Origin of the sequence: Embleya sp. NPDC020886 (assembly GCF_044333915.1) — a bacterium.
GTDB lineage: Bacteria > Actinomycetota > Actinomycetes > Streptomycetales > Streptomycetaceae > Embleya.
In genome coordinates, this window is sequence record NZ_JBIRRX010000031.1 from 1 (window position 1) to 20,612 (window position 20,612).

16 protein-coding genes and 1 rRNA gene are annotated in these 20,612 nt (G+C 71.9%); 13 read left to right on the plus strand and 4 right to left on the minus strand.

Annotation, left to right across the window (positions count from 1 at the left end; genetic code table 11):
- Nucleotides 1-93 (plus strand): 5S ribosomal RNA (rrf, locus tag ACH4U8_RS45430); the annotation flags it as partial.
- A 2,044-nt stretch (nt 94-2,137) separates the two neighbouring features.
- Nucleotides 2,138-2,968 (plus strand): hypothetical protein, encoded by an 831-nt coding sequence (locus ACH4U8_RS45435; protein WP_395784563.1) that lies wholly within the window; start codon nt 2,138-2,140, stop codon nt 2,966-2,968.
- 596 nt (nt 2,969-3,564) lie between these two features.
- On the opposite strand, the gene ACH4U8_RS45440 is transcribed toward ACH4U8_RS45435, so the two are convergent.
- Nucleotides 3,565-4,824 (minus strand): DUF1015 domain-containing protein, encoded by a 1,260-nt coding sequence (locus ACH4U8_RS45440; RefSeq protein WP_360318810.1) that lies wholly within the window; start codon nt 4,822-4,824, stop codon nt 3,565-3,567.
- A 79-nt stretch (nt 4,825-4,903) separates the two neighbouring features.
- Between ACH4U8_RS45440 and ACH4U8_RS45445 the strand changes: the two genes are divergently transcribed.
- Both ACH4U8_RS45445 and ACH4U8_RS45450 read left to right on the plus strand, forming a co-directional pair.
- Nucleotides 4,904-5,401, plus strand: coding sequence for a tetratricopeptide repeat protein (locus ACH4U8_RS45445; protein ID WP_379988903.1), 498 nt, complete (start codon nt 4,904-4,906; stop codon nt 5,399-5,401).
- A 95-nt stretch (nt 5,402-5,496) separates the two neighbouring features.
- On the plus strand, nt 5,497-6,513 hold the full coding sequence (locus tag ACH4U8_RS45450; RefSeq protein WP_395784565.1) for an HAD-IIA family hydrolase: 1,017 nt from the start codon (nt 5,497-5,499) through the stop codon (nt 6,511-6,513).
- 149 nt (nt 6,514-6,662) lie between these two features.
- Here the strand turns inward: ACH4U8_RS45450 and ACH4U8_RS45455 are convergent, their stop codons facing one another.
- Entirely contained in the window at nt 6,663-7,004 is a 342-nt protein-coding gene (locus tag ACH4U8_RS45455; protein ID WP_360318804.1) for an alkyl sulfatase C-terminal domain-containing protein, read from the minus strand.
- Between the two features lie 265 nt (nt 7,005-7,269).
- On the opposite strand from ACH4U8_RS45455, the gene ACH4U8_RS45460 reads away from it, so the two are divergent.
- The 6 genes from ACH4U8_RS45460 to ACH4U8_RS45485 all read left to right on the plus strand — a co-directional run bounded on the left by ACH4U8_RS45460 (nt 7,270) and on the right by ACH4U8_RS45485 (nt 13,083).
- A complete protein-coding gene (locus ACH4U8_RS45460) occupies nt 7,270-7,896 on the plus strand; it encodes a hypothetical protein (RefSeq protein WP_380017745.1) in 627 nt (208 codons plus the stop codon).
- On the plus strand, nt 7,893-8,159 hold the full coding sequence (locus ACH4U8_RS45465) for a hypothetical protein (protein ID WP_360318798.1): 267 nt from the start codon (nt 7,893-7,895) through the stop codon (nt 8,157-8,159). The genes ACH4U8_RS45460 and ACH4U8_RS45465 overlap by 4 nt, the downstream gene beginning before the upstream one ends.
- Nucleotides 8,160-8,413: 254 nt before the next feature.
- Entirely contained in the window at nt 8,414-9,217 is an 804-nt protein-coding gene (locus ACH4U8_RS45470) for a TlyA family RNA methyltransferase (protein WP_395784567.1), read from the plus strand.
- 73 nt (nt 9,218-9,290) lie between these two features.
- The gene (locus ACH4U8_RS45475; protein WP_360318793.1) at nt 9,291-10,178 is read left to right on the plus strand and encodes an NAD kinase; all 888 of its coding nucleotides are present in this window, start codon (nt 9,291-9,293) and stop codon (nt 10,176-10,178) included.
- 113 nt (nt 10,179-10,291) lie between these two features.
- Entirely contained in the window at nt 10,292-12,031 is a 1,740-nt protein-coding gene (recN, locus tag ACH4U8_RS45480) for a DNA repair protein RecN (protein WP_360318818.1), read from the plus strand.
- A 548-nt stretch (nt 12,032-12,579) separates the two neighbouring features.
- Nucleotides 12,580-13,083: a hypothetical protein gene (locus ACH4U8_RS45485; protein WP_360318790.1), complete on the plus strand. Its 504-nt coding sequence runs from the start codon at nt 12,580-12,582 to the stop codon at nt 13,081-13,083.
- Between the two features lie 65 nt (nt 13,084-13,148).
- Here ACH4U8_RS45485 and ACH4U8_RS45490 read toward each other — a convergent pair whose 3' ends face one another.
- Both ACH4U8_RS45490 and ACH4U8_RS45495 read right to left on the minus strand, forming a co-directional pair.
- Complete coding sequence (locus tag ACH4U8_RS45490) at nt 13,149-14,297, minus strand: hypothetical protein (RefSeq protein WP_395784569.1); 1,149 nt, start codon at nt 14,295-14,297, stop codon at nt 13,149-13,151.
- Nucleotides 14,298-14,585: 288 nt separating this feature from the next.
- On the minus strand, nt 14,586-17,051 hold the full coding sequence (locus tag ACH4U8_RS45495; protein WP_395784571.1) for a hypothetical protein: 2,466 nt from the start codon (nt 17,049-17,051) through the stop codon (nt 14,586-14,588).
- Between the two features lie 255 nt (nt 17,052-17,306).
- On the opposite strand from ACH4U8_RS45495, the gene ACH4U8_RS45500 reads away from it, so the two are divergent.
- Genes ACH4U8_RS45500 through ACH4U8_RS45510 form a run of 3 tightly spaced genes read left to right on the plus strand, consistent with a single transcriptional unit; the run spans nt 17,307 to nt 20,609 of the window.
- Nucleotides 17,307-18,728 (plus strand): extracellular solute-binding protein, encoded by a 1,422-nt coding sequence (locus tag ACH4U8_RS45500; protein ID WP_395784573.1) that lies wholly within the window; start codon nt 17,307-17,309, stop codon nt 18,726-18,728.
- Between the two features lie 52 nt (nt 18,729-18,780).
- Complete coding sequence (locus ACH4U8_RS45505; RefSeq protein WP_395784575.1) at nt 18,781-19,734, plus strand: carbohydrate ABC transporter permease; 954 nt, start codon at nt 18,781-18,783, stop codon at nt 19,732-19,734.
- Nucleotides 19,731-20,609, plus strand: a complete 879-nt coding sequence (locus tag ACH4U8_RS45510; RefSeq protein ID WP_360318777.1) for a carbohydrate ABC transporter permease — start codon at nt 19,731-19,733, stop codon at nt 20,607-20,609. The genes ACH4U8_RS45505 and ACH4U8_RS45510 overlap by 4 nt, the downstream gene beginning before the upstream one ends.
- The last annotated feature ends 3 nt before the right edge of the window (nt 20,610-20,612 follow it).

The following is a 20,612-nucleotide window of genomic DNA, read 5'->3' on the forward strand; positions in this document are numbered from 1 at the left end:
ACGCCCGGTCTCATTCCGAACCCGGAAGCTAAGCTCTCCAGCGCCGATGGTACTGCACTCGAAGGGGTGTGGGAGAGTAGGACGCCGCCGGAATCAACGTGAGTAAGGGGCCCCACCCCGGTGGGGCCCCTTATTTTTTTATCCGGATTTATTTACTGTGGCGACCCCTGTTCGCAGAGGTTCATGGCCACTGTCGGGTGCGCCGACTTCGTTCGTCATACGGGACAATGGTGGTCGAGCCACAGGCGACTGCGTACCCGTACGACGATCACGAGGAGCAAATCCCATGTCCAATCCCCCCTCCGAGGGACGGCCGAGTCGCCGTCCCGGTGGATCGCAGTACTCGGGGGGCGGTGGCGGCGGTGATCGCCGGCCGTTCAACCGTGACGATCGTGGTGGCCGTCCGGCTTCCGGTGGTCGTGATCAGGGCGGCCGGGACGACCGCGGCGGTTCGCGTCCGCCGTTCAACCGTGACGACCGCGGTGGCAACCGTGGTGCGGGCGCAGGTCGCCCCCAGTCCGGTGGACGGCCGCAATCCGGTGGTCGGGACGACCGCGGTGGCGCTTCGCGTCCCTCTTTCAATCGTGATGATCGTTCCGGTGGTGGCTCGCGTCCGCCGTACCGATCGGACCGGCCCGAGCGTTCGGACCGGCCCGGTCGTGACGACCGCGGCGCTTCGCGTCCCTCGTACGGCAACCGTGACGACCGGGGTGGCTCGCGTCCTGCGTTCAACCGGGACGACCGCGGCGCCGGACGTCCGCAGTCGGGTGGTCGGGATGATCGGGGTGGCGCTTCGCGTCCCTCTTTCAATCGTGACGACCGTTCCGGTGGTGGCTCGCGTCCGCCGTACCGTTCCGACCGGCCCGAGCGTTCGGACCGGCCTGCTCGGGACGACCGCGGGGACTCGCGTCCGGGCTTCCGGTCGGATGCTCCCGAGCGTGACCGCGGCCAGTCGCGTACCTCTTACGGGGCGCGCGGTGATCACGCGATCTCGCGGCCGAACCGCGAGGACCGCGACGGCGGTTCGCGTCCCCCCTTCAACCGTGACGACCGTGGTGGACGCCCGTCGTACGGCAACCGTGACGACCGTGGTGGCTCGCGTCCTGCGTTCAACCGGGACGACCGCGGCGGGGATCGTCGCCCTCCGGCCGGTCGTGACGACCGGCCCGGGTTCCGCGAGGAGCGCGGTGGGGAACGTCGTCCGTCGTTCAACCGGGACGATCGTTCCGGTGGGGGCTCGCGTCCGCCGTATCGCTCGGACCGTCCGGAGCGTTCGGAGCGGCCCGGTCGTGACGACCGCGGTGGCTCGCGTCCCTCGTTCGGGAACCGGGACGACCGGGGTGGTGCCGGTGGGCGTCTGCCGTCTCGTTCGGATCGGCCGGCGCGCGACGACCGTGGTGGTAGCGGGCGTCCGTCGTTCAATCGGGACGACCGCGGTGGTTCGCGTCCTGCGTTCAACCGGGACGACCGCGGTGGGGATCGTCGTCCCTCGTTCAATCGTGACGACCGTGGTGGTGCCGGTGCGTCGCGTGCGCCGTACCGTGCGGATCGGCCCGAGCGTTCGGACCGGCCTGCTCGTGAGGAGCGGGAGTTCGGGGATCGTGACCACCGGGACGGCGCCAGCAGCCGGCCGACCTACAACGGTCAGCCCGGCGCGCGGCAGCCGTTCCACGAGCGTCGTCCGGCGCCGCGTCGGGACGACCGGGGTTCGGGTCGTCCGGCGAGTGGTGGTCGGGACGAGCGCGGTGGGTCGCGTCCGTCGTTCGGCACCCGGGACGATCGGGGCGATCGGGGCGGTGCGGGTGGTTCGCGCACGCCTTATCGTTCGGACCGTCCGGAGCGTTCGGAGCGGCCTGCTCGGGACGATCGCGGTGGGTCGCGTCCGCCGTTCCGGTCGGATCGGCCGGAGCGTTCCGACCGGCCCGCTCGGGACGATCGTGGTGGGTCGCGTCCGTCGTACGGCGACCGTGGGGGTTCGCGGTCCTCGTTCAGCCGGGACGACCGTGGTGGGCGTGCCTCGTACGGGGATCGGGACCGGGGCAACAGCCGTCCGTCGTATGGGAACCGGGACGACCGCGGTGGGTCGCGTCCGTCGTTCGATCGTCGGGACGAGCCCGGTTATGTGCCGGTCGAGCGGATGTTCATCCCCGAGGACGTGCAGGCCGAGGAGCTCGGTGCGGAAGCGCGCCAGGAGCTGCGTGGGCTGCCCAAGACCCTCGCGGACGAGGTCGCGCGCAACCTGGTGATGATCGGCCGTACGGTCGACGAGGACCCGGAGCTGGCCTACAAGTACGCCAAGGTCGCGCTGCGGCTCGCGTCACGCGTTGCCGCGGTGCGGGAGGCGGCGGGGATCGCCGCCTACATGGCCGGTGCGTATGCGGAGGCGCTGTCCGAGCTGCGTGCGGCTCGGCGGATGACCGGTTCGAGCGAGCACTGGGCCGTGATGGCCGACTGCGAGCGCGGGCTGGGCCGTCCGGAGCGGGCGTTGCAGATGGCGGGTGCGGACGAGGTCAAGGAACTGGACAAGGCCGCGCAGATCGAGCTGCGGATCGTCGCGGCCGGTGCGCGTCGCGACCTGGACCAGCTCGACGCGGCCGTGGTCACGTTGCAGGTGCCGGAGCTGAACTCGGCGTCGACCAACCCCTGGGTGGCGCGACTGCGGTTCGCTTATGCCGACGCGTTGGCGGCCGTGGGCCGGGACGACGAGGCGCGCGACTGGTTCGGTCGGGCCGCCGAGGCGGACACGACGGGCGAGACGGGTGCGGCCGAGCGGGTCGCGGAACTCGACGGCCTGGACTTCACGGACGCGCTCGACCCGGACGCGGAGGACGACGAGGACTACGTCGAGGAGTCGGACGCGGGTTCGGAGACGGAGTCGGCTGAGCTCGACGACGCGGACGACGAGGCCGAGGTTGCCGCCGCCGATGTCGTCGAGGGTGACGAGCCGGTCGGGGACGCGAAGGACTGATTCGCCCGCGCGGCGGACACGGGGAGGGCCCGGCACATCCGTGCCGGGCCCTCCTCGCGTTTTGCCCACGGGCCGCAGAAGGTTTCCTGCCCGCTCCACCCGTTGCCTTTGGCGCGGAGGCCGCGGTTCTACGGGCACCGGGGCGGCCGGCTCCGGCCCCGCGGCCACGCCCGTGGCCGACCGCGATCCGGGTCTCGGCTGCGGGAACGGCTTGGCCTTCCCCACGCCGCCGAACGCGGCTACGGCCCGGCGCGTCAGCGCCCCCGAGACAGGCAAGCCGCGCGATCGACGCGCGCAGCGCGGAGAGCGGCGGAGCCGCAAAACAAAGACTTCGTGGCCCGGAGCGAAGCGCAGGGACACGAAGTCACGAGCGAGGGGCCACTTTTTTGTGGAGGAGCCTGCGACGGAACAAAAAAGTGGTGCCTCGCGAGCCGGCGCCGAAGGCGCCCAACAAAAAGCAACGCTGCATCGCCGAAAGCCCCCCACCCCCTAGCTCCGCTCACGACCCAGGCCGGTCAGGGCGCACCCCCTCCCGACCCCGCCCGCCCCCTCACGCCCCAGCCCCGCCGCCCCGCCCCCCTCCCGACCCCATCGCGCTACTCGTCCAAGTCCAGGCTTCGCAGGACCAGGCCGGTGGCCGGCTTCGGGCCGAAGGAGGTGGATTTTCGGGGCATGCGGATGTCTTGTTCGGCCAGTTCTCGGACTACTCGTTCGTCCGTCGGGCGGAGGAGGATTGCGGTGCCGCCGGTGTGGTGGGCCTGGCGGACGGCGGCGGTGGCGTCGTGTACGTAGGTGATGTTGTCCCAGTTGTCGGGGACGTGCCAGACGCGGTCGAGCAGGGCCGCGTGCAGGACGGTGGCGTCGAGGCAGCGCCAGGTGGGTGGGCGGTCGGCGCGGATCGCGAGGTCGAGCAGGTCCGGGTCGGGGCCGGTGAGCAGGTGGAAGCGGCGGTCGCCGGCGAGCAGGAAGGCCGGGCCGACGGTCTGGTCCAGTGCCCACAGGGCGGCGGGCAGCGTGCCGTCGAGGGGGCGGGCCAGGAACGCGCCGGCGCCCGCGTCGCCGTAGGTGGCCAGCGCGTTCAGCGCGTCGGCCGGGCGCAGGTTCGGCAGTACGCGGTGGATCGCGCCGACCCGCAGCGGGTGTCGCACCGTGTCCACGAGCAGGACCAGGCCGCGGTCCCACGGCCCTTCGCCGCGGCCGTCCGCGTGGGCGCGCTCGCGCATCCGCGCGTATGCGGCCCAGCGGTGGTGGCCGTCGGCGATCAGGGCCTTGCGATCGGCGAGGTCCTCGCGGATCTTGGCCAGCGCGTGCCGATCGGTGACCCCCCACAACCGGTGACGTATGCCGTCCGGGGTGCGCAGGCCGACCAGGGGCGGCTGGTGGGTGGTCTGTTCGACCACGTCCGAGGCGCGCCCGCCGCCCGTGTACACGAGCAGGATCGGCTCGGGGTTGGCCGACAACTCGCTCATCAGCGTCGCCCGGTCGGCGACCGGGCCGGCCATCACGTCCTCGTGCGGCATGACGGCGGAGTCGAGCGACATCGCGCCGATCAGACCGCGCTGGATCGAGTTGTGATCGCGCTGTTCGTATACGTACAAGGAGGGCAGCGGGTCGGGGCGCAGCACGCCCTCGGCCAACCAGGTGCGCAGGGTGCTGCCCGCGTGTACCGCGCTGCGCGGGAGGACCAGCCGCACGATGTTGTGTGGATCGGAGTCCTCCAGCACGGGCACGCCGCCGGGCTCGACCACGTCGTACGGTGGCGAGGTCACCGACGCGACGTCCCCGACGCGTTCCGGGTCGTAGCGGAGCCCACGGAAGGGGGCCAGATCCAGCCCGTTCGGCACTGCGTCGTCCATGGCCGAATGTTACGGGCCCGAGCCCGGGCAAGATCAGGACATCCGATGTCGGCGGTTGCCGGATTTTGGTGACCGGCGCGTGGTCGAGGTGCGGGAGGGCATCATGGCGATGGCTCAGGGAGCCGACGGGATGAACGGTGCGCCCACGGGCGATGTGTACGACTGGTACCGACGCGGGGTGCAGTTGCTCGCGTCGGGTAATCCGGCCGCCGCCGCGCAGTTGCTGGCGCGGGCGGCGGATGCGGCGCCGGAGTCGCGCAGTGTGCGTGAGGCGTTGGCGCGGGCGTGGTTCGACTCGGGCAGACACGACGAGGCGCTGCGGCACTTTCGCGCTGTGGCCGAATCGGATCCGGCGGACGACTACGCCCAGTTCGGCTGGGGACTGTCCGCCTCGCGGCTCGGCGACTTCGAGACCGCGGTGGAGCATCTGGCGCTCGCGGTGGCGATGCGGCCGGAGACCAAGCACTACCGGACGGCACTGGTCCAGGCGCGGGCCACGTTGCGCGCGCGGGCCGGCGCATACGGGACGATCGGCAAGGACGGTGGGGACATGGACGACAGGAGCGACGACGCGTGAGCAAGCAGACCTCGGCAGGCGCATCGGCAGGCGCAGCGGAACCGACGGGCGTGGCGGCATCGCACACCGCGGCGGAATCGGCGTCCGCGTCATCCGTGTCGGCCGCGACGGGCGGTGCGGACGGGGCTGCGGATGCGGGGGAGTTGGCGCGGGCGTACGACGTCGCGCTGCTCGACCTGGACGGTGTCGTGTACACCGGTGCGCGGGCCGTTCCGCACGCGGTTTCGGTGTTGACCGAGGCGCGCCGGCGGGGGATGGGGCTGGCGTACGTCACGAACAACGCGTCGCGTCCGCCCAAGGCGGTGGCCGAACACCTGGTCGAGCTGGGTATCTCGGCGGAGCCGGAGGACGTGGTGACCTCGGCGCAGGCCGCGGCGCGGGTGGTGGCGGAGCGGGTGCCCGAGGGCGCGGCGGTGTTGGTGGTCGGCGGTGAGGGCCTGGAGGTCGCGCTGCGCGAGCACGGGCTGCGGCCGGTGCGGTCGGCGGACGAGGAACCGGCGGCGGTGGTACAGGGGTTCGCGGCCGATGTGGGGTGGCAGGCGCTGACGGAGGCGTCGTACGCGGTGGCCCGCGGGGTGTTCTGGGTGGCCTCGAACGCGGACCTGACCATTCCGACCGAGCGTGGGATCGCGCCGGGCAACGGTGCGCTCGTGGGCGTGGTGCGGGCGGCGACGAAGGCCGAGCCGGTGATCGCGGGCAAGCCCGAGTTGCCGCTGCACCGGGAGACGATCCTGCGTACCGGCGCGCGTCGGCCGCTGGTGGTGGGCGATCGGCTGGACACCGACATCGAGGGCGCGTGCAACGGGGGTGTGGACAGCCTGTTGGTGCTCACCGGGGTGACCACGCCCGACGGGTTGCTCGCGGCCCGCGCCGGGCAACGACCGACGTTCGTGGCGGAGGACCTGCGGGCGTTGTTGGCCGCGCCGGTGACGGCCCGGCCGGAGGGCGACGCGTGGGTGTGCGGTGGCTGGTCGGCGCGGGTGACCGAGGGAGCGTTGGCGGTCCGGGGCTCGGGTGCGCGCATCGACGGGCTGCGCGCGGCGTGTGCGGCGGCCTGGGCGACGGACGAGCCGGTGGACACGGCGGGCGTGGCGGCGCACCTGGGCTGGTAGCGGCGTGGACGCGGCACGGGCGCGGGAGGCCCGAACGGGCGTGCGGCCGAATCGAAGCAGCCTGCTCGACGCGCGCAGCCAACAGCGCGCGCACGCCACCGTGTGCAAAGCAGCCTCGCTCGAAGCAATCCTGCGCAAAGCAGCCCTGCTCAGAGCAGTTTGCGCAGCACCAGCAGGTCCTTGAACGAGGCGTCCAGCTTGATCCGGCCCTTGGCCCACGCGGTGGCGAAGTTCAGGTCGCCGGCGACGAGGGCGATCAGGTCGTCGCCGGTCGTGGTGAGTCGGATCTGCGCCTTGTCGCTGCGCGGTTCGGTGTCGATGTCGTGCAGCGCACCGTCGCGCAGTCGTCCGGAGAAGGTGACGTCCAGGTCGGTGACCCGGCAGCTCAGACTGCGGTCGAGTTGCACGGCCTTGCGGGTGTCGCCCTCGGCGCGGCCCATTTTGGCGGACAGTTCCTGGAGGGCCTTGCGGCACTCTTCGACGGTGGCCATGCGCGGCGTTCCTTCCATGGGATCCGGTTGGCGACCGTACCCCACCGACGGGCCGGCGATGCCGGTGCCGGTCGCCCGTCGCGGGTTGGGCGGGGACGGCATGTCGTTGCTTCCGGTCCTGCGCCGGTCGAGAGGGTAGCGTCGGAGCAGACCGATCATCGCCGTTCGTATCGCCGCACAGGCACGCGTACGGGCAGCCGGAGCAGGAAGGCAGGTGCCGTTTATGCGAGATGTCGTTCGCAGTTACCTTCAGATCGCCAGTGGCTTGACCGAGATGACCCGGCAACGGGTCACCGAGGTGGCCAAGGTCCTGGTCGAGCGCAGTGGCCTGGACCTGGAGCAGGTGCCCGATCAGGCCCAGGCGTTGCCGCAGTACGTGCAGCAGGTGGCCGAGGAGTTGTACGAGACCGGCAAGGCGAACCGGGACCTGCTCGTGGGTGTGGTGCGCGGCGAGGTCGACAAGGCGTTGTCCCGGTCGAAGCCGTGGGCCAAGGACCTGATCAAGGCCGAGGAGGAGATCGCGCGGCTGAAGAGCCGGGTGACCGACCTGGAGCACCGGCTGGCCCGCGCGTCCACGCCGCGCACGCCGCGCCCGGCGGCGGGTCCCGCCGCGGCATCGGCCACACCCGTCGCCCGGCCCCCGGCCGCTCCGGCCGCTCCCGTCGACAAGCCGCTCGTCGCGAAGTCGCCGGCCGCGAAGAAGGCCGCCGCGAAGAAGACCTCGGCCGCCCGCCCCGCCGAGTCCGCCGCGGCGTCGACGCCGGCGGCCGGCCCGCGCAAGACCGCGCGCAAGACGAACGGCACCGCCGCCGCGAAGAAGACCACGCCGGCCAAGAAGACGATCCGCAGCAAGCCCGCCGCGCCGGCCGCCGACGCGGACGATCAGTCGTGAGCGAGGACGCGGGCGGGCACGCGGTCGCGGATCCGGCGCCGAGCGCGGACGGCGATGCTCCCGACCGGGTCGGCGTGCCTTCGGCGGTTGCCGTGATCGGACCGCTCGACGTGGAACCGCCCGCGCCTTCCGGTGATCCTCATGTAGACGCGGTACTTGCGACTCTGAGCCGTGTGGGTGACCTGCCCACCGAGGCGCACGGGTCGGTGTACGAGGATGTGCACCGAGGATTGCGGGACACCCTGGCGGAACTGGACCACTAGGTCCGCGCTCCACGCCCCTCGGGGCGAGACGGGCAAGTGCAGAGCGGGCCGGTACCGGGCGGGCAAGTGCCAGGCGTACCGACGCGCGGCGCAAGCTCCGGGCGCGAACCCACCGGCCCGGCGCGGCTCGGCTCGATCCGGCTCGGTCCGGTCCCACACAACCTCGGCAACCTACCGCGCAACCCGCAGCACAAACTTCGGCACGACAATCCGCACAACCAATCCGCACAACCAAGGAACGGCAGGCACGACCGGTGGCACGACGCAGGCTCGACGCCGAGCTGGTGCGCAGGGGACTCGCTCGCTCCCGGGACCACGCGAGCGAATTGATCGCGGCCGGACGGGTGACGGTGGGCGGCCAGACCGCGACCAAGGCCGCCACCCAGGTCGACGCGGGCGCGGCCGTGGTGGTCGCGGCCGACGAGGGCGATCCGGACTACGTCTCGCGCGGCGGGCACAAGCTCGCGGGGGCGCTCGCCGCGTTCACCCCGCAGGGCCTCACCGTCGAGGGGCGGCGCTGTATCGACGCGGGCGCCTCCACCGGCGGCTTCACCGACGTGCTGTTGCGCGCGGGTGCGGCGCACGTGGTCGCGGTGGACGTCGGGTACGGGCAATTGGCCTGGGCGCTGCGCAGCGACGACCGGGTGACGGTACGGGACCGGACCAACGTGCGTGAGTTGACGCCGGATCAGGTGGGGCCGGCGGCCGACCTCGTGGTGGGTGACCTGTCCTTCATCTCGCTCGGCCTGGTGCTGCCCGCGCTGGTGCGCTGTTCGGCGCCGGACGCGGACCTGGTGATGATGGTCAAGCCGCAGTTCGAGGTCGGACGCGAGCGGCTGGGCGCGGGCGGGGTGGTGCGTGACCCGGCATTGCGGGCCGAGGCGGTGCGCACGGTGGCGGAGCAGGCCGCGAAGACGGGTCTGGGTGTGCTCGGGGTGACCGCGTCGCCGTTGCCGGGGCCCTCGGGCAACGTCGAGTACTTCCTGTGGATGCGGGCCGGTGCGCCGGACCTGGACCCGGCGGATGTCGATCGGGCGGTCGCCGAGGGGCCTCGGTGAGCGGCGTGCACGATAGCGTCACGGCATACGGGTACGGCTGCGGTCGATGCGGTGCGGACGAGGGGATACGGGCATGAGCGATCGCACGGTACTGGTGGTGACGCACACCGGCCGACCTGCGGCCCTGCGCAGCGCACGGCTGGTGGTGGAGCGGCTGATCGCGGCCGGCCTGGGCGTGCGGGTGCTCGAACACGAGGCGGACGACCTGGCGCTGCCGGGCGCGGTCGTGGTGTCGGTGGAGCCCGACGCGGCCAAGGGGTGCGAGTTGGCGATCGTGCTCGGCGGCGACGGCACGCTGCTGCGGGGCGCGGAGTTGGTACGCGACGCGGCGGTGCCGATGCTCGGGGTCAATCTGGGGCGGGTCGGCTTCCTGGCCGAGGCCGAGCGCGAGGACCTCAACGACGTGGTGGAGCGGGTCGTGGCGCGCGACTACGACGTCGAGGAGCGGATGACGCTCGACGTGGTGGTTCGGGTCAACGGCGAGATCGCGCACACCAACTGGGCGTTGAACGAGGCCGCGATCGAGAAGGCCTCGCGCGAGCGCATGCTCGAACTGGTCGCCGAGGTGGACGGCCGGCCGCTGTCCCGCTGGGGCTGTGACGGGGTGGTGTGCGCGACGCCGACCGGCTCGACCGCGTACGCGTTCTCCGGCGGCGGACCGATCGTGTGGCCGGAGGTGGAGGCGCTGATCATGGTGCCGATCAGCGCGCACGCGCTGTTCGCGCGTCCGGTGGTGGTCTCGCCGAACTCGGTGCTCGCGCTCGAACTCGCGCCCGAGACGCCGCCCGGCGCGTTGTGGTGCGACGGCCGGCGGACCGTACATCTGCCTGCGGGCGCGCGGGTGGAGGTGCGGCGCGGGACCCAGCCGGTGCGGTTGGCGCGGCTGCATCGGGCGCCGTTCACGGATCGACTGGTGGCCAAGTTCGCGTTGCCCGTGAAGGGGTGGCGCGGGCACCGGTGAGGCCCTCGGGCGGGCTGTACGGTCGTCTGTCGGTGTGTTGAACACACGCCGTTGAACTGCGTTCTTCGCGCGGAGTCCCCACGACCTCGTAGTGTCGTCCCGTGCTCGAAGAGATGCGGATACAGGGTCTGGGTGTCATCGAAGACGCCGTAGTCGAGCTCGCGCCGGGCTTCACCGTGGTCACGGGCGAGACCGGCGCCGGCAAGACGATGGTGGTGACCGGACTGGGTTTGCTGTTCGGTGGCCGAGCCGATGCCGGGCTGGTGCGCAACGGGACGGGGAAGGCCCTGGTGGAGGGTCGGCTCAGCGTGCCGGCGGACTCGCCCGCGGGTCGTCGGGCGGCCGAGGCGGGCGCCGAGGTGGACGACGGCGAGCTGCTGCTGGCGCGGACCGTCTCGGCCGAGGGCCGCTCGCGGGCGCACGTGGGCGGGCGGAGCGCGCCGATCGGGTTGCTGACCGACCTGGCCGACGACCTGATCGCGGTGCACGGCCAGACCGACCAGCAGCGGCTGCTGCGTCCGGCCCGGCAGCGCGGCGCGCTCGACCGGTACGCCGGTGAGGCCGTGTCGGTGCCGCTGAAGGCGTACGGCGGGGTCTATCGACGGCTGCGCGAGGTGAGCGCGGAACTGACCGAGATCACCACCAGGGCGCGCGAACGTGCGCAGGAGGCCGACCTGTTGCGGTTCGGCCTGACCGAGATCGAGCAGGTCGTGCCGCAGCCGGGCGAGGACGCCGAACTCGCCGCGGAGACGCTGCGGCTGGGCCACGCCGACGCGCTGCGCACTGCGGCGACCACGGCGCACGAGGCGCTGTTGGGCGACCCGGAGACCGGTACGGACGCGGTGGACGCCTCGACGCTGCTGGGCGCCGCGCATCGGGCGGTGGAGGCGGTGCGCGCGCACGATCCGGCGCTCGCGGCGTTGGCGGATCGGCTCGGCGAGGTCGGGTATCTGGTGTCCGACGTGGCGGGCGAGCTGGCGTCCTATGCGGCCGGCGTGGATGCGGACCCGGTCCGGCTCGCGGCGGCGGAGGAGCGGCGGGCGGCGCTGTCCGGGTTGACCCGCAAGTACGGCGAATCCATCGACGAGGTGTTGGCCTGGGCCGAGCGCTCGGCCGCGCGGTTGGCCGAGTTGGACGGCGACGACGACCGCACCGAGGAGCTGACCGCCGAACGGGACGCGCTGCGAGGCGAGTTGGCGACGCTGGCGAGCGAGGTGTCGGCGGCGCGGCACGCGGCGGCGGAGCGGTTCGCGGCGGCGGTCACCGGTGAGCTGAGCGCGCTGGCGATGCCGTATGCGCGTGTGGGCGTGGCGATCTCCGGCGTGGACGACCCGGACGGGCTGCCGGTGGGCGATCGGGTCCTGGCGTACGGCTCGATGGGCGTGGACGAGGTCGAGCTGCAACTGTCCCCGCACCCGGGCGCGCCGCCGCGCCCGCTGGCCAAGGGCGCCTCCGGTGGTGAGCTCTCGCGGGTGATGCTCGCGGTCGAGGTGGTCTTCGCGGGGGCCGATCCGGTGCCCACGTTCGTCTTCGACGAGGTCGACCAGGGTGTCGGCGGCAAGGCGGCGGTCGAGGTCGGCCGCCGGTTGGCCCGCTTGGCGCGGGTCGCGCAGGTCATCGTGGTCACCCACCTGCCCCAGGTCGCCGCCTTCGCCGATCGTCACCTGGTGGTGGAGAAGTCCAGCGACGGCTCGGTCACCCGCTCCGGCGTGGTCACCCTCGACGACGCGGCCCGAGTCCGAGAGCTCTCCCGGATGCTGGCCGGCCTGGAAGACTCCGAACTCGGCCGCGCACACGCGGAGGAACTCTTGGCCACGGCCGCCGGTGCCAAGCTCGAGGCCGCAGGGCCTTGAGGGGGCTGGGGGCTGCGCGCGTCTTGTTGCCCGGCGTGGGTCGGGGGCGGCCCGGGGTTCCTGGACGTGGGCTGTGGTCGCGTCTTGGTTGGGTCGGGTTGTTTCCCCACCCGCTCCACCTGTTGCGTCGAGCTCGAAGGCTGCGGATCAGCGGCACCGGCGCGACCTGATCCGGCCTCGCAGCCTGCATCGTGGCTGCGCGGGACCGGGCGAGTCGGCTGCGGCTACGTCTCGGGCTTTCCCCCAGCCGCCGAACGACGCCGCGCCCCGGCGCGTCAGCGCCCCCGACGTTGCGTCGCCTGCGACCGTCGTCAACCCACTCGCTTCGCTCGCGACCCAAGCCCGCCCGCCCCCGCGACCCAAGCCCCACCCCTTATCCCCGCCCCCGCCGACTTGCCAATTCGCGCCATCCGGGCCGGGGCCGTTGTCGGGGTAAGGGTGGGTTGTTGTACTGGGTGTGTGGGACGGGTGTTGTTGCATCCGGTGTTCTTGTGTACTTCTGCTCCTCCGCACGGTTCGGGTCCAGCCCAGAAACCCGGGAGACAGGTATGTCCAAGCGCGCAAAGTTCGCTGCACTCGCCAGTGCCGGGGCGCTCGCCGCCCTGACCACGTTCGTCGGTACCGCCTCTGCCGGCGGGCCGTCGACCTCCCCGTACAACTGTGTGGACACCAGGGGCGGTGCGTTCACCGCCAAGGTGACCTACTCCACCGGTGGCGGCCTGCTCAAGGTGAGCATCGCCCGACCGGTGCCCGTCGGCTTCCCCGCCAACTCGATCAACACCACCGTGCTCTTCAACGGGCCCGGTGGCGGCGTGGTCTACGACGGTGCGATCAATCCGCCCTATCCGGCATCCTCGCCCGTGCTCAATCTCGGTGCGATTCCCAAGGTCAGCGGCACCATCTCGCCCGGCCAACCGTTGAATGCGGTGCTCACCGGCGCACCGCCTTCGCCGAGCAACTGGAGCCTGCGCGTGCTGTTCCCGTCCGGATCGTGGCCGAGCTGGTACTGCGTCACCCGCACCCCGCTTGCTCCGACGCTGATTTACAACTGATCCACCCACCAGCCGGGGCGGCGGCTCCGAGTCCGCCGCCGCCCCATCCGGTCCGGTCGTCGTGTTCAGCGCTCGATCGCCGTGAGCGCGGCGCCGGTTGCCCGGCACAGTTCCTCGTCGGCGAGGATGCTTCCGCCGACCCGTCGCTCGTTCGCCACGATCGTGCGGAGCGTGTCCGCGGCCTTTCGGGCCGGTGGGCCGATGTCGCCCAGGAGGCGAACGACGATCAGGGTGTGCTCCGTTGCCCTGCCGGAGCGCACCGGGGCCAGCGCCCGCAGGAGTTCCGGCAGTGCCGGCTCCGGGTCGCCGGTGATCCGCCACCACGCGTGTGCGGCCGTCAGGCGGGTCCAGTCGCCGGCGTGGTCGAACAGATGCCGTACGTCGTCGGCGTACGCGCTCGCGATCGGGCCCAGGTCCGCCAGGCGGCGCAGTAGCGGCGCCTGCCGCGGCGAACGCAGCGCGCCGCCGAGTACGGTCAGCGCGAGCTCGGGGTCCTCGGTGACTCGCCAGTGTGCCCACGCGGCGATCTGGGTGCCGTGCCAGGGGGGTCGGGCGCGGCGCCGGCCCAGGGCGAGATCGGCGAGCAGGTCGTCGACCGGCACGACGGCGGGGCCGATGCGGCCGAGGATCTCGCACGCGGTGAGCGCGTACGGTGTGTCCAGAAGGGCCGCCAACTCGGGTACGGCCGGCTCGGCGGCGGCCCCCCAGTCGGCCAACGTGGTGAGCAACATCGGGTTGACCCGCGCGTCGGGATTCGTGCGCAGCCACTCCCGGATCGTGGGCAGCAGCCCTTCGGGCGCGAGGCCGGCCAGGGTCGGCTTGTCGGGCAAACGCAGGGAACTCGGCGCACCGGCCGCAACGTGCCTGCACAACAGGGGCAACGCACGGTCGTCGCCCAGCCGGGCCAGGGTCAGCAACGTGTGTTGGACGAAATCCGACGTCGGGTGCAGGCTCTCCGGCCGGTCGAGGAGGCGCAGCAGGTCGTCGGCGTACGGGCGAACCTCGACACCGCCCTCGGCGAAAATCGCCGCCGCCGCGCGGGCGACCTCGATCGACTCGTCGGCCAGCCCCGCCGCCACCTGTCGCCACGGATCGCCGGCGGGTCGACGCACGGTGATCAGCGCATCGCCGAGCTTTGCCAGTTCGTAGCGTCGTCGTCCCTCCGCGCTGCCCGCCCCGGGCGGCGCGTCGAGCATCCACGGTCGCCACATCACCTGTTCCGATCTCCTCCCGGCGAGCGCGGGATCGGCCCCGTCTCCCGGAGCCCCCACCGCCGTGACGGTAAGGATGTCGCACCCGTCTCCCGGAGCCCCACCGCCGTGCCGGCAAGGATGCCGCACCCGTTCGGCCCGACGAGCGCGGGGCCGGGCATCGAAGGACGGCGCCCCGCACGCCGCCGCCCCCCGATACCCACTCACCATCGGCAACCCGCCTCCGGCGTGTCCGTCAACCCGTAGTAGATCCGCGGCGTTCCGTCCAACCGCACCGACACCCATCCACCATCAGCAGCCCGCCTCCGGCGTGTCCGTCAACCCGTAATAGATCCGCGGCGCCCCGTCCAACCGCACCGACACCCGCCCACGCACCGGCGTCAACAGCCGCTCGCGCCCGATGCAGTCCACCTCGCGGACCGTTGCCGAGGCGTGGCGACCCGGCCGTGCCGCCGTCGCAGTGGTCGCACCGGCCGCCACCGTCACCGTCGTCTTGGTGCGCCACCCGTCCACCCACGGCTCGGGCGCGGCGAACCAGCCCGAGTCGGTCGGGTGGTCGGGGTTGAGCACGTAGCCGTCCTTGCGGCTCCACAGGATCGAGATCGGCCCCTCCGGCGAGGAGAACAGCAGGCCGTGCAGGTCCGGGTCGGCCAGCGTGAATCGGCGGACGAACACCGCCCGGTCCAGCACCCGGGCCGCCGTCGCATAGGCCAGCGCCGACGGCTTGGCGCCGAGGTCGCGGTGCATCAGGCCGTAGTGGTACTCGGAGTTGACCGGGTCGGCCAGTTGCGGCTTGCCCAGCACGCTGTCGTGCAACTGGTACCAGTTCACGCAGCGCACCCCCTCGGCCTTGGCCAGCGCCAGGGTCAGCAGGACGTTCTCGGCGGCATGCCGGTAGGTGTCGTGCCACCAGCTGTTCGGCTTGGTGCACGCGTATGCCTCGGTCAGCCACAACTCCTTGGGCCCGTACTCGGCGATCACCTCGCGCGCCTTGCGCAGGCCGCCGAGGAAGTTCCAGTACGTGCCGTGATCGCCCATCGTCCAGTCGGCGGGCGCCGGCGCGTAGTCGGGGGTGAAGTTGCCTCGGCCGGGGTGGAAGGCGAAGCCGTCGATCAGGCTCCAGCCGCCCGCGTCGCGGAAGTTCTTGGTCCAGACGTGGTCCATCCCGGCCAGTCCGGCATTGAGCACCCTGGTCTGCGCTCCGGCCGCCGTCAGCCGATCGCGGACCGGGTGCAGGCCGTCGCGGACGTAGGCGGACGCGGTCTGTCCGCTCATCCACGGCTTGTTGATCTCGTTCGCCACCTCGAACCAGTCCGCGCCGGCGCCGATCGCCTTGGCCGTGTTGGTGTCCGCCCACGCGGCGACCTGGGCGGTGGTGCCGCCGAGTGGGATGCCGGCCAGTTCGATGTTGTGCGCGATGCCGGCCGCGTCCAGCGTGGCCGGCGGCAGGCCCGGGCCGCCGTCGTAGGAGATCCGCACCCGCCTGATGCCCAGCCGCTGCATCAGTTCCAGCACGGCCGGGGTGTCCGGTTGGAGCAGCCACGGATAGTTGGCGATGCCGAACATGCTGTCGGCGGCGCTCGCCCGGTAGGTGAACGGGGGCAGCACCGCGAGGTTGGTCCGGGCGAACGCCTCGTCCGTCCCGGAGGTCGCGCTCACCTCGGTGAACACGATGCCCTGCGCCGGCGAGGTGACGGTGAAGGTCTGCGCCCACGTGGCGCCCGCCGCGATCGTGCCGGTGACCGCGCCGCTGCCCAGCACCCGCCCGTCGAAGTCGCGCGCCCACCAGGACAGTCGCACCGCCCGCTCGGTATTGCCGCCGTTGGCGACCTCGGCGTGCAGCGGCATCGGCACGCCGCCCTGGTCCCACAGCGAGAACGGTCGGTCGGTCCACACCTCGACGCCCAGCGGTCGGCCCGCCCCGGTGGTGCCGGCCGCCGCGGGCCGCATCGAGCCGAGCACCAGGTCGGCCTCGGTCACCGCGCCGCCGGTGCTCGCGGTGCCGGGGGCGTGGATCCAGGTGGCGTTGGTCCAGGCCGGGGTGGTGCCGGCGAGCCGGAAGTACGCGTTCGTGTCGGCCCAGGTCTCCCGGTAGACCACGCCGGCGTTGCTCTCGTACGGGATGCCGCCGCCCGCGTCCCGGTTCCACGTGGTCAGCGCGACGAACGCCTCCGGCGCGGTGGGCGCGAGTACCGTCCGTCCGAACATGAAGCCGGCCGGGGTCAGCGTGGTCGAGCCGCCCACCTCCCAGCGCAGGTGCGCCCGGTGCGGGGTGACGTCGAAGATGCCCCGGACGGTGATCCCGTTCGCGGCGGCGGGCAGCGTGTACTCGACCTGGATCGCCGGTCTGCCGTCCGCGAGCGTGATCGACGACGGGGTGCCGCCGGTGCTCTGTTGGATGCCGACGACGGTGTCCTTGGCCATGAATCTGGTCAGCCGGACCCGTTCGACACCGGCGCCGTCGCGGACCGAGACGTAGCCGTCGGCGCCCGCGGTCAGGCTGATGCCCGGCGCGGACACGGTCACCGGCGCCGCCTGGCCGGCCGCGAAGGCGGTCCCGGACAACGTCGCGCCGACCGCGCCGACCGCGACCGCCCCGGCGAGGAAGCCGCGTCGATGCAGGCCGGTGCCGGCGCCGCGGTGGTCGCCGGGCCGGTCCTCGATCCGAGCCTCGACCCCGGCACCGGCCTGGTGGTCGACTGCGTGGTCGCCTGCGTGCTCCGGAGTGTGCTCGTCGGGCGTGCGGTGGGTGGACATGAGGATGCCTTTCCCGAGCGACGGGGTTCACCTAATGCGGATTAGAGCGAATGTGTACTCCGATCGCCGACCCGAGTCAAGGCCGCCGTATGTCTGATTCGCCGGTTCGCGCAACCTGCCGACAACCCTCTTGACACATCCTCCTAATGCGAATTAGATACGACCTCATCGCCTCCGGAAGCGCATCGGCGCCCGGAACGGCACCCACTCCGGAAGCTCATCCGGGCCGCAGCATCAGGATCCAGGGAGGTACCCGTGGCCGAGTCAGTCCCGGTCAGCACGCACCGGCGTCGGCGCCGTCGGGCGGTGGCAGGGGCCGGGGCGCTCGCGCTCGCCCTCGTCGCCGGCACGGCCGGCTGTTCGTCCGGCAAGTCCGGCGGTTCGGGCGGCGCCGGCTCCGCCGGCAAGACCACGATCACCGTCGCCGGCATGCCCGCGACCACGGCCCCGAAGACGCGGCAACAATTCCTGGACGCGGTCGCGGCGTTCGAGAAGGCCAACCCGAACATCAAGCTCAAGCCGACCGACACCCAGTGGGACGCGCGCACCTTCGCCGCCCGACTGGCCGGCGGCAACGCCGAGACGGTGCTGACCGTGCCGCTGACCGAACCGCCGGGTCTGATCGCCCGCAAGCAGATCATCGACCTGAGCACCGAGGTCAAGGGCCTGCCGCACTCGGCCGACCTGGACCCGCGCGCACTGGCCCCGGCCACCGCCGCCGACGGCAAGGTCTACGGGCTGCCGATCACCGAGTACGCGCTCGGCCTGGTCTACAACCGCGACCTGTTCACCAAGGCCGGCCTGGACCCGGACAAGCCGCCCGCCACGTGGGACGAGGTGCGGGCCGCCGCCAAGAAGATCTCCGCCACCGGCGCCACCGGCTACACCCAGATGACGGTCAAGAACACCGGCGGCTGGATCCTGACCGCGATGACGTACGCCTACGGCGGCTCGATGGAGAAGAAGGTCGGCGACAAGTACGCGCCGTCCCTGCTCGACGGCCCGGCCGAGAACGCGCTCCGGCAACTGGCCGCGATGCGCTGGCAGGACGACTCGATGGGCAACAACCACCTGCGTACCCAGCAGGACGCCGAACGCGACTTCGCCGCGGGCAAGATCGGCATGATGATCAGCACGGTCAACAGCTACAACCGCTACATCACCCAGTACTCCGGCAAGCCCGCCGACTTCGGCATGGCCGCGCTCCCGCAGCAGAACCCCGGCCGGTCCACCCTGCTCGGCGGCATGATGGCCGTGGTCAGCGCCAAGGCCACCCCGGCGCAACGATCCGCGGCGGTCAAGTGGATCGACTACTTCTACCTCAAGCCCTCCTACGACCCGGCCGCCGCCGAGGAACTCGCGCTCGCCCAGGCCGCGGACAAGCTCGCGGTCGGCCTGCCCACCCTCCCGTTCTACTCCGCCGCGGTCTCCGACCCGGTCAACACGGCGATCAACAAGCACGCCAACATCCCGGCGGCGAACTTCGCGCCGTACGTCAACGGCGTGGGCAAACTGGACTACCAGGTCGAACCGCCGGTCGCCGCACAGGAGTTGTACGGGGCGCTGGACACGGTGGTACAGGCCGTGTTGACCCGCAAGGACGCCGACCCGCGCGAGGAGTTGACCAAGGCCACCGACCGGCTGGGACCGGCCTTCGAGAAGGCGCAGGCACCGTGATCGGCGCAGGGGCCCCGATCGGCCCGGACCGGCGGCCCGTCGAGGTCGCGTCGTGAGCACGCCGACCATTCCCCGGGAGGCACCGCCCGTCGTCGCCCCCGCGCCGGCCGGGAAGCGTGCGCTCACCGCGAACCGGCTGCGCGGCGGCTCCCGGCACCTGCTGCCGGCGTTGTTCCTGCTGCCGACCGTGCTGGTGTTCGGTCTGTTCTCCTGGTGGCCGATCGTCCGCAGCCTGCTGCTGAGCTTCCAGCAGACCAACCTGGTCGAGCCGGCGACCTGGGTCGGCTTCCAGAACTACCAGACCCTGCTGGACGATCCGCTGCTCGCCAAAGCGGTGTGGAACACCGTGGTGTTCACCGGTCTGGCACTGCTGATCGGCTTCCCGCTGCCGCTGTTCCTGGCCGTGCTGATGTCCGAACTACGGCGCGGCGGCGCCCTGATGCGGGTGCTGGTCTACCTGCCGGTGGCGGTGCCGCCGGTGGTCGCGGTGCTGATGTGGAAGTGGTTCTACGACCCGGACACGGGATTGTTCAACGAGGTGCTCGGCAAGGTCGGGCTCGGCCCGTACCCATGGTTGCAATCCGCCGACACCGCGATGACGAGCCTGGTGGTGGAGGCGACCTGGGCGGGCGCGGGTGGCGCGGTGCTGATCTATCTGGCCGCGCTCGCGAGTGTGCCGACCGAGTTGTACGAGGCCGCCGAACTGGACGGGGCCTCGATCCGGCGCCGGTTGTGGCACGTCACGTTGCCGCACATGCGCTCGATCCTGCTGATCATGATGCTGCTCCAGGTGATCAACACCTTCCAGGTGTTCACCGAGCCGTTCGTGCTCACCGACGGCGGCCCGGAGGACTCCACGGTCACCGTGCTGCTGCTCATCTACCGCTACGCGTTCGTCAGCGGCGACTACGGCAGCGCCGCCGCGCTGAGCGTGAGCCTGGCCGCGGTGCTCGCGGTCCTGTCGGCGATCTATCTGCGGCTCACCCGCACGTGGGGGACGAAATGAGTACCGGAACCCGGGGCGTGATGTCCGAGGCGGAGCGCCGCCGCCCGCTCACCCGGATCGGCCTGGGCACCACGCAGTTCCTGCTGATCGCGGCGCTGGTGATCGAGGGCGCGGGGCCGATCTACTGGGTGTTCAAGGGTTCGATCTCCTCCACCCAGGAATCGCTGCGGCACCCGCTGGCGCTGTGGCCCGAGGATGCGCGGTGGTCGAACATCTCGACCGCGTGGACGAGCCTGGACCTCGGCCGCTATCTGATGAACACCGTGGTCCTGGTGGGTGGTTCGTGGTTCGTGCAGTTGTTCGTCGCGGTGACCGGCGCCTACGCGTTGTCCGTGCTGCGGCCGTTCTACGGGAAGTACGTCTACGCCGCCGTGCTGGCCACGCTGTTCCTGCCGGGCACGGTGTCGATGGTCTCGCTCTACCTGACCATCCAGGACCTGCCGCCGACCGGCACCTCGATCGCGAACACGCCGATGGCGGTCTGGTTGCCGGCCGGTGCGCACGCCTTCAACGTGCTGCTGATGAAGCAGTTCTTCGACGGTATTCCGAAGGAACTCCTGGAGGCGGCACGCCTGGACGGCGCCGGTCCGTGGCGAGTCCTCACCCGTATCGTGCTGCCCATGTCCCGGCCGATCCTGGCCGTGGTGTCGCTGTTGGCGGTGATGAACGCCTGGAAGGACTTCCTCTGGCCGATGATCGCCATCACCGACTCGGACAAGCAGCCGCTGGCGGTGGCGCTGCCGCGACTCGCGGACACCTCGGACCAGAGCCTGCTGATCGCGGGCATGTTGATCACGATCATCCCGCCGGTCGTGGTGTTCCTGGTCTTCCAGCGGCAGATCGTGCGCGGGATCGCCTTTACGGGGCTCAAGTGAGTG